The sequence below is a fragment of the Nocardiopsis sp. NPDC049922 genome, from assembly GCF_040660275.1.
In the GTDB taxonomy this organism is placed as follows: domain Bacteria; phylum Actinomycetota; class Actinomycetes; order Streptosporangiales; family Streptosporangiaceae; genus Nocardiopsis.
Genome location: NZ_JBFAME010000006.1, coordinates 168,690 through 183,899 on the forward strand (window position 1 = coordinate 168,690; position 15,210 = coordinate 183,899).

Annotated in this window: 14 protein-coding genes; 8 read left to right on the forward strand and 6 right to left on the reverse strand. The window is 74.6% G+C overall.

What is annotated here, in order from left to right:
- Complete coding sequence (locus AB0I72_RS13625; RefSeq protein WP_358567076.1) at positions 1-969, reverse strand: LLM class F420-dependent oxidoreductase; 969 nt, start codon at positions 967-969, stop codon at positions 1-3.
- A gap of 263 nt (positions 970-1,232) precedes the next feature.
- Between AB0I72_RS13625 and AB0I72_RS13630 the strand changes: the two genes are divergently transcribed.
- From AB0I72_RS13630 to AB0I72_RS13645, 4 genes are all read left to right on the forward strand, one after another.
- On the forward strand, positions 1,233-1,763 hold the full coding sequence (locus tag AB0I72_RS13630; protein ID WP_358567079.1) for a YbhB/YbcL family Raf kinase inhibitor-like protein: 531 nt from the start codon (positions 1,233-1,235) through the stop codon (positions 1,761-1,763).
- Positions 1,764-2,008: 245 nt separating this feature from the next.
- Positions 2,009-2,995: an ATP-grasp domain-containing protein gene (locus AB0I72_RS13635; protein WP_358567597.1), complete on the forward strand. Its 987-nt coding sequence runs from the start codon at positions 2,009-2,011 to the stop codon at positions 2,993-2,995.
- A complete protein-coding gene (locus tag AB0I72_RS13640) occupies positions 2,992-3,783 on the forward strand; it encodes an inositol monophosphatase family protein (protein WP_358567082.1) in 792 nt (263 codons plus the stop codon). Before AB0I72_RS13635 ends, AB0I72_RS13640 begins: the two co-directional genes overlap by 4 nt.
- A gap of 127 nt (positions 3,784-3,910) precedes the next feature.
- The gene (locus tag AB0I72_RS13645) at positions 3,911-4,381 is read left to right on the forward strand and encodes a DUF1707 domain-containing protein (RefSeq protein ID WP_358567599.1); all 471 of its coding nucleotides are present in this window, start codon (positions 3,911-3,913) and stop codon (positions 4,379-4,381) included.
- 230 nt (positions 4,382-4,611) lie between these two features.
- On the opposite strand, the gene AB0I72_RS13650 is transcribed toward AB0I72_RS13645, so the two are convergent.
- A complete protein-coding gene (locus AB0I72_RS13650; protein WP_358567085.1) occupies positions 4,612-5,106 on the reverse strand; it encodes a DUF3145 domain-containing protein in 495 nt (164 codons plus the stop codon).
- A 311-nt stretch (positions 5,107-5,417) separates the two neighbouring features.
- Between AB0I72_RS13650 and AB0I72_RS13655 the strand changes: the two genes are divergently transcribed.
- The 3 genes from AB0I72_RS13655 (at position 5,418) to AB0I72_RS13665 (ending at position 8,681) form a co-directional block, all read left to right on the forward strand.
- Complete coding sequence (locus tag AB0I72_RS13655) at positions 5,418-5,981, forward strand: sigma-70 family RNA polymerase sigma factor (RefSeq protein WP_358567088.1); 564 nt, start codon at positions 5,418-5,420, stop codon at positions 5,979-5,981.
- A complete protein-coding gene (locus AB0I72_RS13660) occupies positions 5,978-6,400 on the forward strand; it encodes a hypothetical protein (protein WP_358567091.1) in 423 nt (140 codons plus the stop codon). The genes AB0I72_RS13655 and AB0I72_RS13660 overlap by 4 nt, the downstream gene beginning before the upstream one ends.
- 196 nt (positions 6,401-6,596) lie before the next feature.
- Entirely contained in the window at positions 6,597-8,681 is a 2,085-nt protein-coding gene (locus AB0I72_RS13665) for a CHAT domain-containing protein (RefSeq protein ID WP_358567094.1), read from the forward strand.
- Between the two features lie 75 nt (positions 8,682-8,756).
- Here the strand turns inward: AB0I72_RS13665 and AB0I72_RS13670 are convergent, their stop codons facing one another.
- The 4 genes from AB0I72_RS13670 to AB0I72_RS13685 form a co-directional block, all read right to left on the reverse strand.
- Positions 8,757-9,410: an MBL fold metallo-hydrolase gene (locus AB0I72_RS13670; RefSeq protein WP_358567097.1), complete on the reverse strand. Its 654-nt coding sequence runs from the start codon at positions 9,408-9,410 to the stop codon at positions 8,757-8,759.
- Between the two features lie 135 nt (positions 9,411-9,545).
- Positions 9,546-10,367: an enoyl-CoA hydratase-related protein gene (locus AB0I72_RS13675; RefSeq protein WP_358567100.1), complete on the reverse strand. Its 822-nt coding sequence runs from the start codon at positions 10,365-10,367 to the stop codon at positions 9,546-9,548.
- A gap of 232 nt (positions 10,368-10,599) precedes the next feature.
- On the reverse strand, positions 10,600-11,175 hold the full coding sequence (locus tag AB0I72_RS13680; RefSeq protein ID WP_358567602.1) for a DUF5998 family protein: 576 nt from the start codon (positions 11,173-11,175) through the stop codon (positions 10,600-10,602).
- Between the two features lie 86 nt (positions 11,176-11,261).
- Positions 11,262-13,979 carry a GNAT family N-acetyltransferase gene (locus AB0I72_RS13685; protein ID WP_358567103.1) on the reverse strand — a complete coding sequence of 906 codons (2,718 nt, stop codon included), beginning with the start codon at positions 13,977-13,979 and terminating at the stop codon, positions 11,262-11,264.
- 249 nt (positions 13,980-14,228) lie between these two features.
- Here AB0I72_RS13685 and AB0I72_RS13690 point away from each other — a divergent pair, with 249 nt between their 5' ends.
- Positions 14,229-15,164: a sugar kinase gene (locus AB0I72_RS13690; RefSeq protein ID WP_358567106.1), complete on the forward strand. Its 936-nt coding sequence runs from the start codon at positions 14,229-14,231 to the stop codon at positions 15,162-15,164.
- Positions 15,165-15,210: the final 46 nt, after the last annotated feature.

Genomic DNA, 15,210 nt, shown 5'->3' on the forward strand with positions numbered 1-15,210 from the left:
TCAGTCCTTCGGGGCGAGCGCGCGGACGGCGGCCACGGGGTCGCCGGGGACGAGGGGAGCGATGACGGGGGTGGTCACCCCGGCGTCGACGTAGGCGCGGATCCGCTCACGGCAGTACTCGGCCGGTCCGTGCACGACCAGTGCGTCCACCACCGAGTCGGGGATGGCCTCCAGCGCGCCCCGGCGGTCGCCCTCCTGCCACGCCTTCCACATGGGGGTGAGCTCCTCGCGCCCCAGCCACTCGTGGAAGGCCCGGTAGACGGGCACGTTGAGGTAGGCGGAGACGGCCCAGCGGCCGATGCCCCGGGCGGTGTCCGGGTCGGTGTCGGGGATCGCGAAGATCCGGGCGACCACCTCGGGCTCCCGGCCGTCCCCGGCGGCGTCGCGCACGTGGGGGAAGACCGTGCGCACGTCCTCGGCGGAGAGCCAGTTGACGATCGCGCCGTCGCCCTCGCGGCCCGCCAGCCGCAGCATGCCCGGGCGCAGCGCCGCGACGAGCAGCGGCGGGGTGTGTTCGGGGACCGTGGCGAGGGTGAACCCCCGGACGGCGAAGGTGTCGTAGTCGGCCTTGACCTTCGCGCCGGTCAGCGCGGTGCGCAGGAAACGGAGGGTGTCGCGGATCCGCTTGTAGGGCTCCTCGAAGGGGATGGCGTTCCACCGCTCGACGATGACGTCGGAGGAGGTGCCGATGCCCAGGGCGAAGCGGCCGGGCGCGGCGGAGGCCAGCGCGGCCGCGCTCATCGCCAGCGTGGCCGGGCCGCGCGTGTACACGGGGACGATGGCCGTGCCCAGGCGCAGGCTCGGGGCCCAGGTGCTGGCCAGGGCGAGGGGGGTGAAGGCGTCGGCGCCGTTGGCCTCGGCCGACCAGGCGTCGGTGTAGCCGAGGTCGGGCAACTGTTCGATGACGGACCGCTGCTCCAGGAGGGGGACCCCTTCCAGGGGGATGGTGATGCCCCAGCGACTGGTCATGGCGACTCCCTGTCGGTGGACCGGATACCGAATCCGGTTCGTGTCCGCTGTCGCCCCCGACCATACCGCGCGGTCGGTATGTCGGGGGGTCCGGGAACCGTGGTTCCGAGCGACACGGCCGGTCGGGGCCGCGACGCGGGGACCCGGCGGGGCGTATGTTCGTAGGGCCCGGCGGAGCGGGGAACCCCGTGCCGGTCAGCGCGGCGGCGCGCCCGGCGGGCACCCAGGAGCACACCCCACGCGAGCTAAGGAGGCCCCCGACCGTGGCCACGCCACCCTCCCCCTACGACTTCCTGCCCGAGCTGCCGTCGTTCACCCTGACCAGCGACGACGTCGCCGACGGGAAGACCATGCCCATGCCCCAGGTCAGCGGAATCATGGGAGCGGGCGGTGCGGACGCCTCGCCGCACCTGTCCTGGAGCGGCTTCCCCGAGGGGACGCGCAGCTTCGCCGTCACCTGCTTCGACCCGGACGCGCCGACCGCGAGCGGTTTCTGGCACTGGTCGGTGTGCGACATCCCGGTCGACGTGACCGAGTTGGCGACGGGCGCCGGCGACGGTTCCGGCCTGCCGGAATCCGCCGTGACCGTGCGCAACGACGCCGGGAGCCACCGCTACGTCGGCGCCGCGCCGCCTCCCGGGCACGGCCCGCACCGGTACATGTTCGCGGTCCACGCGGTGGACGTCCCCCGCCTGGGCGTGGACGCCTCGACCAGTCCCGCCGTCGTCGGGTTCAACCTGTTCGCGCACTCCCTGGCGCGTGCCGTGATCACGCCCGTGTACGAGCGCGGCTGAGGCCGCGCGAGGTCCTCGGGGGCGGGTGCGCGGCCAGGCCGCGCACCCGCCCCCGCCCCTCTCCCTCCCGGGGCGTGGGGTACACGCGCGAGAGGCCCGTTCGGTTGACGCGGCAGCCGGATTCGGCCATTTCCGGGGCCCGACCGGCCGCGGGCGTCTAGGCTCGGCGCACGGTCCCCCGACCGTCCCCACACCCACGGGAGGGATGCGCGGTGCCCCAGCGAACAGCGACGCGACCGACGGTCGTGGTGACGACGGCGGGCTCGGCCCCGACCCCCGGAACCATCCTCCACCTGCGCGCGTCGGGTTTCCGGGTGATCGCCACCGACGTGGATCCCGAGGCGCCGGGGCTGTACCTGGCCGACCGGGGGTACCTGGTCCCCGGCGGCGGCAGCGCCGCGTTCCTGCCCCGGATGCGGGAGCTGTGCGCGCGGGAGGGCGCGGTCGCGGTGGTGCCCCTGGTGGACGAGGAACTGGTGAGCGTCGCCGCGCTCGCCGACGACGGGGTGGCCGTGCTGCTGCCCCGCGCGGACTTCGTCACCGCCTGCCTCGACAAGGCGGTGCTCATGCGACGGCTGGACGCGGCCGGGATCGGCGTGCCCCGCACCTGGTCGGCCGCGGACGGGCCGCCCGAGGACGCCGACGCGCCGGGCGGGTTCGTGGTCAAGCCCCGCAGCGGCCGGGGCAGCCGTGGCGTGGCGGTCGCCGGCTCCCGGGACGACCTGCCGCGCGCGGTCGCGGAGAGCGGGTACGCGCCCGAGGAGCTGATCGTCCAGGAGCGCGTCACCGGCCCCGAGTTCACGGTGTCGGTGGTGGTGTGGCGCGACGGGGAGGTGCAGGCCGTCGTGCCCAAGGAGGTGGTCCTCAAACGGGGGGTCACGCGGTTCGCGGTGACGCGGCGCGCGTCGGCGGTCGCGCGGGCCTGTCGGAGCGTGCAGGAGGCCCTGCGCGCCGACGGGCCGTTCAACGTGCAGCTGCGCCTCGACGGGGAGGGGCGGCCCCGGATCTTCGAGATCAATCCGCGGTTCTCCTCCACGGCGGCCCTGACGGCGGCGGCCGGTGTCGACGAGATCGCCGGGCTCCTGCGACAGGCGGTCGCGGGCGGGCCGCGGCTGACCGACGCCTGGCGCGAGGGCGTGGCCATGGTGCGCCGGTGGACGGACGAGTTCCTCACCGAGGAGGAGTTCACCGCGCACGGGATCTCCCCCGCGAGCGAGCTGGTGGCCCGGTGAACGACGTCCACGCGTGGTCGGAGGCGGCGGCGGCGGGGGCGGTGACCGAGGTCGGCGCGCTGCTCCGGGAGTGGCGCACCGACCCCTCGGCGCTCGGCGGCGTCTGGGAGGGGAGCCAGTTCAAGGCGCGCGCGGACGCCCTGGCGCACCGGGCGCTGGCCGAACGGCTGACGGCGGTCGACGGGTCGGTCCCGGTGGTCAGCGAGGAGGACCCCGTGTCACTGGTCAGCGAGCGGCCGCCGCGCTACTGGCTGATCGACCCCATCGACGGGACCGCCAGCTACGCCCACGGGTTCCCCGGCTACGTCACGCAGGCCGCGCTGGTGGTCGGCGGACGCCCGGAGGCGGCGGCCGTGTACGCCCCGGAGACGGGCACGCTGTTCACGGCCGTCCGGGGTGGGGGGGCGCGGCGCGACGGGCTCCCCCTGGAGCGGTGCGCGGCGCCGCCGCCCGGGACGGGGGTGCTCACGGACAACACCCCCGAGCCCGAGGGGATCGCCCGGCGGGTCCGCGACCGCTTCGGATACCACGGGTACCTGGAGAGCGGCAGCATCTCGCTGAAGCTGTGCCGGATCGCCGAGGGGACGGCGCACCTGTTCGTCAAGGACGTTCCGGTGCGGGACTGGGACGTGGCGGCGCCCGCGCTCGTGCTGGAGGAGGTGGGCGGGTCGGTGACGCGGTTGGACGGCGCCGGGTTCGGCTATCGGGGGAGCTACGAGCACACGGGGCTGGTGGGCGCCGCCGACCCCGCGACGGGCCGCGCCGTCAGCCGCTGGTTAGCGCCCTGACCTGCGACGACAACGAGTGTCAACGGACCGCCCACGGTGGTCGCGAACGGGTCCGCGGATGCCCTTCCCTGGGCCCGGAGCGACGCGTAGGGTGTGGTCACCAACCGCGCCTGTGGGGGGTGGGATGTTGGAGGGCCGACGTCTGCCGCTGCACCGGATGCGCGCCTCGGACGCCGAACGCGACCGGACGGTCGACCACCTCACCGACGCGTTCGTGGAGGGCCGTCTGGGGTTCGACGAGTACGACCGCCGGGTGGGCCTGGCCCTGTCCTCGGTCCTGGTCGGGGAGCTGTGGTCGCTGACCGCGGACCTCCCGCGGGGCGGGGACGGCGTCCCGGGCCCCCGCCCGGCGCCCGACCGGGAGCGCCGTTCCCCCACCGGCGAGCTCGCCCCGTCGGTGTCCGCGTACGGGTGGGGGGACGAGTGGCGGTGGTGGACGGGTGTCGCGGTCATCCTCACGGGCGTGTGGGCGGTGGTGAGCGTGATGGTGGGCGAACTGGTGCCGTACTGGCCGTTGGTGCCGCTGGGCATCTGGGGGGCCGTGCTGCTGGCGGCCACGATCTGGCCCAGCGGGGAGGGACCGCGGGGGTCACGCTGAGACGACTCGGAACCCGGGGACGGCTGGTCGGGGAGACGGCCCGGGATCACGGGACCAGCCGGTCGGCGATACGACCCGGAACCGCGGGGAGGGCTCGTCGGAACGACGGTCCGGGACCGCTGCGCCGTCCACAGGCCGACGGAAGCACCTTGTGCGGCCGCGCGCGACCCGGAAGGCTGGAAAGCGGGGGGACCCCGGGCCCGCCCCCGTCCGCATGCCCGGACGCGGCCTCAGCCCACCGCGTGCAGCCAGCGGACCGGCGCGCCGTCGCCCGCGTACCGGAACGGCTCCAGCTCCTCGTCCCACGACCGCCCCATGAGGCGTTCGAGCTCGGCGGCCAGGTCCGTGCCGCCCGCCGCGGCGCGCGCCATCGCCTCGCGCAGACGGCCCTCGGGGACGAGCACCTCCCCCGCCGCGCTGGTGATCGCGGTGAACATGCCCAGGGACGGCGTGTAGCTGTACCGCACGCCGTCACACCCCGGCGACCCCTCCTCGGTCACCTCGAAGCGCAGGCGCTGCCACGAGTTCAGCGCCGAGGCCACCTCGCCCGCGGTCCCCGGCTTGCCCTGCCAGTTGAGTTCGGCGCGGTGGTGGCCGGGGGCGGCCGGCTGGGCGACCCAGTCGAGTTTCACGGGCACGCCGACGACGCCCGCGACCGCCCACTCGACGTGTGGGCACAGCGCCGCGGGCGCTGAGTGGACGTACAAGACGCCACGTGCGGACACCGAACCTCCTGATACGAACGAGTGCGCTTCCCCGACGCCCTCGTATCCACGAGAAGGTTGCAGACCCGCCTGAATACCTTTGCCCCATTGTGCCCCAAGGGCACCCTGGGAACCAGCGGTAACGCCGGCATTTGCAGTGTTCCCACCGCACACGGGACACCCAGAGACTAGCGTGAGCCCCAGAGCGGACAGGGAGTCTGATCATAATGGGGGCGGGTGTGCCAGACCAGCCGTACGAGGGAACGAGCAGGCCTTCTCCCTGTCGGGGAACCGTACCTCCGACCGATACCGGGCGTGAAACCTCCTCCGCGTTGCCGGTTCCGGCCACTTCGGGCCCGGGTTCCGCCCTCCCCGACCACACGGACGCCGACCTGGTCCACCGCGCCCGCGCCGGGGACGCCCGGGCCTGGGAGGGCATCGTCGACCGCCACCTGCCGCTCGTCAACGCGATCGCCCGCTCCTACCGCCTGTCCGCTCCCGACCGCGAGGACGCGGTCCAGACCGTCTGGCTCACCCTCAACCAGCACCTGCCCCGACTCCGCTCCCCCGAACGGCTCCGTGCCTGGCTGCGCCGGGTCACCAACGACGTCTGCGCCCGGCAGCGCCGCCACGGCGCCCGGCAGAGCCCCGTCGACCCGGACTCCCTCACGCGACTTCCGCTCCCCGACGCTCCCGATCTCGAATCGCAGTACCTGGACCGGGAACGCGTCGAGGGGCTGTACCGCGCGATCCGCCACCTCGACCCCCAGGACCGCCTCGTGGCCCTGAGCCTGCTGGAGGACGCCCCGCACGACCCGAGCACCCCGCGCGTCGCCGCGAACCAGCGCCGCCGTGTCCAGCGCCGACTCCGCCGCATCCTGGAGGACCAGCAGTGAGCGAACACGCCGACCCCCGCCCACCGTGGGCCGTGGACGGGCGCGCTGCGGCCCTGGCCGCCTTCGACCGTCGCGACGACGGCGCGGACCTGGCCGCCCTGACGGCCCAGACGCCGCCCGTCGTCGAGGACTCCCGTGCCGACGGAGGCATCCTGCTGACCACCCTGAGGTTCGACCACGACGGCCTCGTCCTGGACCTGCGCGTCCGCGCCGACGGTCCCCGCCGGTCGCTGTCGGGTCTGGTCGGCGGGGACTTCGGGTTCGTGACCGTCGACCTGCGCCGCCCGGCCGCGACCGTCCGCCTGCGCGTCGGCGCGGACGGGCGCTTCCTCGCCCCCGACCTCGCGCGCGGACCGCTCAGCCTGGCCCTGCGCCGGGACGGCCGACCGCCGGTGGTCACCGACTGGTTCACCGTCTGAGCACCGGCCGCCACAGATCGGGACACGCCGAATGCGGGTTCGGAGCGCTCACGAACCCGGCCCGACGCACCCGCCTTCGCACCCTTCGTCCGTGTTCGCACCCGGGCGACGTCCGCGGATCGACGCCGAGGACTGCCGCGCGCGCCCGGCCGCTGCTATCTGTGGACCGAGCGTTCTCCTCGCGAAAGGCGGGCACGTGACCCCACCCGTCCCACCATCCGGCCGTCTCCTCCTGGCCCGGGTCAGGCGCGGGGTGCGGTTGGCCCGCAGCGGTCTGTTCGAGACCACGGCCGACCTCCTCGACGACACCCACCGCCGCCTGCGCGGCCACCCCGTCGCCGAGGTCGCGCCCGTCGTGCCCGGGGTGCTGGTCAACCTGGGACTGGCCCAGACCATGTGCGGCAGGTTCGACCAGGCCGGCGACCACCTCGCCGAGGCGCACGCGCTGACCCGCGAGCACGGGCTCCCGCTCCTGGGCATGATCGCCCGCCAGAACCAGGGGTGCCTCGCGCTCTACCGGGGCGACACGGTCACCGCCATCGACACCTTCCTCTCCCTGCTGCCCGAACTGCCGCCCGAGCGGAGCGAGGCCCTGCACGTGGACCTGGCCGAGGCGCTGCTGTCGGAGGGGCTGGTCGAGGAGGCGGCGGCCGCGCTGGACGAGGGCCCGTGCACGGAGAGCGGCTCGGCGACCGCCACCGCCCTGCTCGTGGAGGCCAAACTGCGGTTCCTGGAGGGCGACCGCCGACGCGCCGCCGAGCTCACCCGGCGCGTGCGCGGCACGTTCGGGCGGGGCTCGCTGTGGTTCCGGCTGGCGACCCGCCTCGAACGCGTCGCCCTGGCCCCCGGTCCGCCCGGGCGCGCGGTCGCGGACGCGGGGCCCGTCAGCCGGGCCAGGGACCGCCTGCGAATCCGGCTCCCCGGCGCCGCGGCCCACCCCGGGTGCCCCGCCTCGCGTCGGGCCCTGGACGTCCTGGCGGGCGGTGCCGCGCACGCCGCCGTGCCCGCGCCCGGCCGGTGGCTGGGCGCCGCGGCCCACGATCCCCACGTCGTCCGCGCCGGCCTGGAGAGCGCCCTGCGCGCGGGGACGGCCGCGACCGCGTTGGAGTGGGCGGAGCTGACCCGGACCTGGGCCGTGCCGCGTGTGCCGGGGCCCCGCGAACCCGACACCCCGACGCTGAACGCGCTCGCCGGGCACTACCGCGCCGCCCTGGCCCTGGGGCGGGGACCGTCCACGGCGCGCCACGCGCGGCTGTGGGAGGCGGCCCGATGGCGTGCGTGCCGCGCCGCCTCCGCGGCGGAGCCCACCGCATCGTCCGGTCCGGCGCCGGTGACCGGGAAGCTCCTCGCCCGGCTCGGGGCCGATCGGGCGTTCATCCACCTGACGTGGGCCGGAGGTGACGCCGTCGCGCTCGTCGCGGTGGCCGGGCGGGTCCACGCCCGCCTCCTGGGGCCGGTCGCGCGCGCCGTCCGAGCGCTGGCGCGTTTCACGCACACGCTGCCCGAACCCGCGTGCCGCTCCCGCGCGGCGGCCGTGCGGGCGGCCGCGGCCGAGGTCTCGCGAGTCCTCCTGGCCCCGCTCCTGCCGCTGGTCGGGGACCGGCCGCTCGTGCTGGCCGCCGACCCGCGCCTGGGCGACCCGCCGTGGGGGATGCTGCCCGCGCTGTGCGGGCGTGCGGTCAACCTCGTGCCCACCGCCCGGTTCTGGGTGGAGCGCGCCGACCGGTGGTGGCCGGGGCGCACCGACTCCCCGCGCCCGGCGACCGGGCGCGTGCTGCTCGTGGCCGCCCCCGCGCCCGAGGGCGCTCGCCGGGAGGTGGCCGCGCTGTCGCGCGTGTACCCGCGGGCCCGGGTGCTGAGCGGGGACGGGGCCCGATGGTCGGAGGTGGTGGAGGGGTTCGCCGACTCCGACGTCGTCCATCTCGCCGGTCACGGCCACGTGCCCGACCGCGTTCCCCTCCTCGCGTCGATCGACCTCGTGGACGGGCCCCTCCTCGCCCGGGACCTGGGCGGACTCACCGCCGCACCCGGCCTGGTGGCGCTCTCCACCTGCTGGAACGGGCGCGGCTTCGGCGGTGTCACCGGAACGCCGTCGGGGTTCGTCGGCGCCCTGCACGCGCGCGGCGTGCGCACGGTGGTGGCCAGCCCGGTCCCCGTACGGGACGCCGAGGCGGAGGGGGCCATGGTGCGCTTCCACCGCGCCGTCGCGGAGGGGGTCCCGGTGTCCGAGGCGGTGGCGCTCCACCTCGGACGGGCCGGTTTCTGCTGCTTCGGCGCCTGAACGGGGTCGCCGTCCGCGTCCGGTCGCGTCCGGTCGGGGGCGGACCGGCGCGCGGTCGGGGATCGGGGCGGGCGGCTACCAGCCGCGCTCGCGCCACTCCGGCAGCTTCGGGCGTTCGGCGCCCAGCGTCGTGTCGCGGCCGTGCCCCGGGTAGATCCAGGTGTCGTCGTCCAACTCGCCGAACACGCGTTCCTCGACGTCGGCGAACAGCGAGCGGAAGTCCTCGTCGCTCCACGTGCGACCGACCCCGCCGGGGAAGAGGCTGTCACCGGTGAACAGGTGGGTGTGCCCCTCGGGGTCGTCGTAGCGCAACGCGATCGACCCGGGTGTGTGCCCGCGCAGGTGGATCACGGTCAGGAAGCACTCGCCGACCGGCACGCGCGTCCCGTGCTGGACGGGTTCGTCCACCGACACGGGGAGGTCCTCCCCGTCGGCGGGGTGGGCGACCGTGCGGGCGCCCGTCTGGCCGACGACCTCGGCGAGGGCCTGCCAGTGGTCCTGGTGGCGGTGGGTCGTGACCACGCGGGCCAGTCCCCGCTCACCGATGAGGTCGAGGATGCGGTCGGCCTCGGCGGCGGCGTCGATGAGGAGTCCCTCGCCCGTGGCGGTGCAACGCAGCAGGTAGGCGTTGTTGTCCATGGGGCCGACGGCGAGTTTGGCGATCGTCAGATGCGGTAGCTGGCGTAGGTCGGCGGGGCCGCCGACCCTGGTATCTCCGGAGTAGCTCACCTCTCCATTGTGGCCCGTGCGACGACGGCCGTGTACCCGGGCGACACGGGTCGGACACCCGGATCACGGGGCGTCCGACCTCTGGTCCCGTCCGGGCACGGGGGTCGCGGGCGGCGAAGGCCCTCGGAGCCAGGGCTACTGGGCCCAGCGGGGCGGGCGCTTGTCGAAGAAGGCGGCCCGGCCCTCGGCGGCGTCCTCACCGGCGAAGAACTCGGCGGACAGCTCACCCATCCGGGCGAAGGCCTCGGCCCGGCGCTCGGAGGCGGCCAGGGCGCCGGAGCCGAGTTCGTCGAGGAGCTGCTTGGTGCGCGACAGGGCGCGCGGCGCCGAACCCCGGATGCCCTGGAGGACGGCGTCCACGGCGTGCGCCATCTCCCGGTCCGGGACGGCCTGCGTGATCAGGCCCGCCTTGGCCGCGGCGGAGGCGTCGAACAGCTCCCCGGTGAGGAAGTAGCGGCTGAGCTGGCGCGAGTGCATGCGCGCGGACACCGGGACGGAGATGATCGCGGGGACGACCCCGATGCGCACCTCGGTGAAGGCGAAGGTCGCGCTCTTGGGCGCCAGGGCGATGTCGGCCGCGGCCACCAGTCCGATCCCGCCCGCGCGGGCGGCGCCGTTCAGCACCGCGACGACGGGTTTGGGGGCGCCCATGATCTGCTCGAAGATCGCGGGCAGCTCCGGCGCGGGTTCGACCGGCTCGCCCCGGAGCGCGGCGCCGACCTCCTTCAGGTCCGCGCCCGCGCAGAAGACCGGGCCGGTCCCGGTGAGCACGACGCAGCGCACGTCGTCGTCGGCCATCGCGTCGGACAGGGCCTTGGAAAACTCGGAGCGGAGCCGGGCGGACAGCGCGTTGCGGTTGCGGGGGGAGTCGAGGGTGACCGTGGCGATGGCGCGGTCGACGGTCAGGCGTACCAGGGGGGCGTCGTCCGGGGACGTCGGGGACGGGTGCTGCGTCATCGCAGACTGACCTTTCTCCGTGAGATCGCGCGCGGGTCGTGAGGACACGGCGCGCCCGTACCGGGCTTGTGGCCTGGCACGTCTCGCTTGTGGCGGTATGCACGAATCCGGTCCAACCTTAGACGGCCGGATCGTCACGGCACCACGCCTGTCGGCACCGTGTTCGTTAAGTCCCCGTCACGCCGGTGTTCCACGCTCCCACGGAACCCGGTACGCTCCTCGCTCCTGACGGCTACCGGGCCGTCACCGCCGAGAGGGCGTCGGCGAAGCGCATCATCGCCGCGACCGCCGCGGCGCCGTCGGCGGCCTCGCTCACGCGCAGGGTGAGGGGCTCCGCGGTGATCGCGCCGGTGTAGCCGTGGTCGAGTTCGCAGGTCTCGTCGGCGCACGCGGCCGGTTCGAGGTCGATGTGGGCGGCCGTCCCCCAGTTCACCGACAGGTTGACGCTCAGCACCAGCTCACTGGGCAGGCTGCCGGGCGTGTACTGGGCGGGGTTGGCGACCACCCGGGTGAGCGCGACCGACTGGACGTTGCCGATCTGGATGCTGTCCGTGGTGGTCGACGCGTGCGAGGCGCCGCCGGGCTCGGTGGGCGGGTGCTCGTCCGTGTGGCACACCACGAGCCGCGTCGCGGTCAGCAGCATCACGGTGATGTGCCGCCGCATCTCCATCGCCGGGTCGAACGTCGCCTCGTGGTGGACGATGAAGGCCTCGGCGTCCTCGTCCCCCAGGGCGGTGGCGACGGCGTCGATCACCAGCGCGGGATAGTACCCGCTCCGCTCGATCTCCATCCGCCAGTCGGTGGACACGGCACGTGATTTCCTCATACCCCTATCCTGCCCTCTCCGGGCGACACCTCGCGACCGGGACGGCCAACGCGCGGGCCAGCCCATGATCAGAAGGTCACCCCTCCCAGGCGGCGGGGGCCGGCGTCCGGCCGGACCTCGGGGGCCTCGCGCAACCACATGCGCGCTCCGAGCACGTGCGCTCCGGTGGCGTTCACCAGGACCGGGTCCAGGTCCACGTAGCCGATCTCCGGGAACGCCTCCACCAACCGCGAGACCCGGATCAGCAGCTCCTCCAGCGCCTCCACGTTGGGCTGCTCGGCCAGCGAGGTGGCGCCGGCGGGCAGCCCGAACAGCAGGGGCGCCGCGCGCACGGCGTGGATGAGGTCGGCGGCGTCCATGTCCGTGAGGGGCGCGAGCCGGAACGCGCGGTCGTCGAGCAGTTCGGCGGTCACGTCGGCCAGGCCGAAGGAGACGACCGAGCCGAAGGACTGGTTGTCGCCCGCGCGGATCACCGTGGGCACACCGGGCGCGGCCATGCGCTGGACGACCAGCCCCGCCTCCGCGCCGAACCGGTCGTGCAGGGACAGGAAGGCGCTGCGCACGTCGTCCGGGGTGCGCAGGTCGGCGCGGACGAACGTGCCTCCCGCGCGGACCCGCAGGTCGGGGGCGTCGGCCTTCACCACGACGGGGTAGCCGAGTTCTCCGGCGGCCACCACGGCCTCGTCGGCGGAGGTGACCGGGATGTCCGGGTAGGCGGCGATGCCGTAGCAGGCCAGGAGCTCCCGCGCGTCGGCGCTGGAGATCGCCGTCTCCTCGTCGTAGCGGCGTTCACCGCCGAACCACGCCACGGAGTTCTCCGCGGGCGCGCCCTTGAGCGCGCGGGTGATGGCGGCGCGGGCGCGGGCGCGGTCGATGTCGGGCAGTTCGGGGTGGCGGCCGGGCTTGCGGTTGCGCCACTGGGCGTACCGGGTGGCGTGGGCGAGCGCGCGCACCGCGTCCTCCGGCGAGGGGTAGGAGGGCACCGATCCGCGCAGGGTCTCGCCGCGCTCGCCGACGTGGCGCAGTTCCTCGGGGATGCCCTGCCGGGCGAGGTAGGTGGCGACCACCGGCTTGTCCGAGCCCAGGGAGCGGGCCCGCAGCACGCGGGCGACGTCGTCGCCGATGGGTTGCAGGGCGGGGACGAAGACGACCACGACCGAGTGCACGTCCTCGGCCGCCAGGGCGGTCTCCAGGGCGAGGTCGAAGTCCTCCGCGGTGGCCTGCGGCCCCAGGTTGACGGGCTCGTGCGGCTTGAGCCCCTGGCGCACGGCGGCGTCCTTGACCAGGAGCTCCAGGGAGTCGGAGTTGCCGATGACGCCGACCCGGGGCCCGTCGGGCAGGGGCTGGTAGGCGAACACCTGGGCGGCGTCGAACATCTGGGTGATGTCGTCGACCCGCACCACGCCCGCCTGCTGGAACAGCGACGTGACCGCGTAGTCGGGCAGGGCGAGCCCACCGGCGGCGTGCCCGGTCGGGGTGGTCTGGGCCGACCCGCCGCTGCGCACGGCCACGACCGGCTTCTGCTTGGCCAGGCGGCGGGCCAGACGGGTGAACTTGCGCGGGTTGCCGAGCGATTCCAGGTACTGGAGCACCACCTCGGTGGCGGGGTCCTCCTGCCAGTACTGGACCAGGTCGTTACCGGACACGTCGGCGCGGTTGCCCGCCGAGACGAACGTGGACAGGCCCATGCCGCGCTCGGCGACACGCTGGAGGATGGCGCGGCCGAGGGCGCCCGACTGGGAGAAGAAGCCGATGGGGCCGCGCGGAGGCAGGTCCGGGGAGAGGGTGGCGTTGAGCGAGACCGCCGGGTCGCTGTTGGCGATGCCGAGGCAGTTGGGGCCGACGACGCGCATCCCGGCGGCGCGTGCGGTGCGCACGAGTTCGTCCTGCCGGGCGCGCCCCTCGGGACCGACCTCGCCGAACCCGGAGCTGACCACGACGAGCCCGTGCACGCCCTTCTCGGCGCACTGCTCGACGACCTCGGTCACGGCCTCGGCCCGCACCGCGACGACGGCGAGGTCGACCTGGTCGGGGATGTCGAGCACGGACGGGTAGGCGCGTACGCCCACGACCGCCTTGGCCTCGGGGTGGACCGGGTAGACGGGGCCCTGGAACTCCCCGGTGAGGAGGTTGCGCAGCGCGGTCTGGCCGATGGTGTGCGCGGTCCGGCTGGCGCCGATCACGGCCACGGACTCCGGGAAGAGCAGACGGGCGATCGAACGCGACTCGGCGCGCTGCTCGCGGGCCTGCATGACCTCCCTGGCGTCGTCGGTGGGCTGGAGGTCCAGGGTGAGCCGGATGACGCCCTCGTCGAAGGTCTGCTGCGCGGTGTACCCGGCCTCGCGGAAGACGTTGATCATCCGCCGGTTCTCGGGGAGGACGTCGGCGATGAAGCGGCGCACCCCGCGTTCGCGCGCGGCGGCGCCGATGTGCTCCAGCAGGACCGAGGCCAGGCCGCGGCCCTGGTGGGCGTCCTCAACGACGAAGGCGACCTCGGCCTCCTCCGGGGCGACCTTGTCGTAGCGCACGACGGCCACGAGGGCGTCGGAGATGGTGGCCACCAGCGCGACGCGGTCCTCGTAGTCGACGGTGGTGAAGCGCCGCACGTCGCGGTCGGAGAGCCGGGGATAGGGAGCGAAGAACCGGTAGTAGATCGTCTCCGGGGACAGACGGGAGTGGAACTCCCTGAGCAGGTCGGCGTCGTCGGGGGTGATGGGGCGCAGGTGCGCGGTGCCTCCGTCGGTGAGGACGACGTCGGCTTCCCAGTGGTTCGGGTAGGACTGCACGACAGCGAGACTAGACGACATTCGGTCGAATCCGGGGAAAGTCCATGCGGGAGGACCGAAATGCCCGGGTGCCGGGATGCGCGTCCGGCGGCCGCGGCGAGGCGCGGCCCGGACGCGAAGCGGCACCTCCCGTACCCGGTCACGTACCCGTGGCGCCGTCACTTCGTTACACGCCGCCGATCGTTAACCTGTTAACGTCGTGCGGGCACGGATTCTCATAACTCGGTGGTGGCTGGCGAAATGACACGAGTGGTCGTAATCGGTGACCTCATGACCGATGCCGTCGCGCAGGCGTTCCACCCCCTGGCCCGCGGCAGCGACACGCCTGCGTCCGTGGTCATGTACGGCGGCGGTTCCGGGGCGAACATCGCCTCGTGGCTGGCCGTGGAGGGCGTCGACACCACGTTCGTGGGACGCCGGGGCTCCGACATCACCGGCCGGACCCGTGAGATGGAGCTCATGGGGTACGGCCTGGACTCGCGCATGGTGATGGACCCGGAACGACCCACCGGAACGTGCGTGGTCATGATCACGCACCGCGGCGACCGGACGATGCTGAGCGACCCGGGCGCCAACGCCCGGCTCCAGCCGGAGGACCTGCCGCGCGACGTGTTCGCGCCCGACTCCCACCTGCACGTGTCCGGGTACACCCTGATCAACGCCGACTCGCGGCGTGCCGCCCGGGTGGCGCTGCGCATGGCCCGCGAGAGCGGCATGTCCATCTCGGTGGACGGCGGTTCCCACGCGCCGCTGGAGCGCGCCGGCGCGGAGAACTTCCTGGAGTGGACGCAGGGCGCGCGGCTGCTCTTCGCCAACCTCGACCAGGCCAGGGTGCTCTCCGGCAGGGACGAGCCGGAGGCCGCCGTCAAGGTGCTGACCGCCCACTACCCGAACGTCGTGCTCAAGCTCGGCGAGGAGGGTGGTCTGTGGGCGTCCAAGACCCGCGAGGGCGTGGTGTCCGCGCCCGCCGAACCGGTCGACCCGAAGCCGGGGTCGGTCGGCGCCGGTGACGCGTTCATCGCCGGGTTCCTGCCCGAGTGGCTGGCGGGCCGCCACCCCAAGGAGGCCCTGGGCCGGGGGCACCGGCTCGCGGCACGCGCCCTGCACCAGCCGGGCGCCCGCCCCGACCTGGGCGACGGGCAGCCGGTCCGGCGCGGCGCCCCGCGCGGGCAGCGGCTGCGCTGACGCCCCGCGGTTCACCGACGCCCGGGGCCGCACCCGGGGTTCGGGG

Excerpts from the sequence above, each read along its gene's own strand:
- AB0I72_RS13625 (WP_358567076.1), bottom strand. The coding sequence starts at position 969 with ATGACCAGTCGCTGGGGCATCACCATCCCCCTGGAAGGGGTCCCCCTC.
- AB0I72_RS13675 (WP_358567100.1), bottom strand. The coding sequence starts at position 10,367 with ATGACGCAGCACCCGTCCCCGACGTCCCCGGACGACGCCCCCCTGGTA.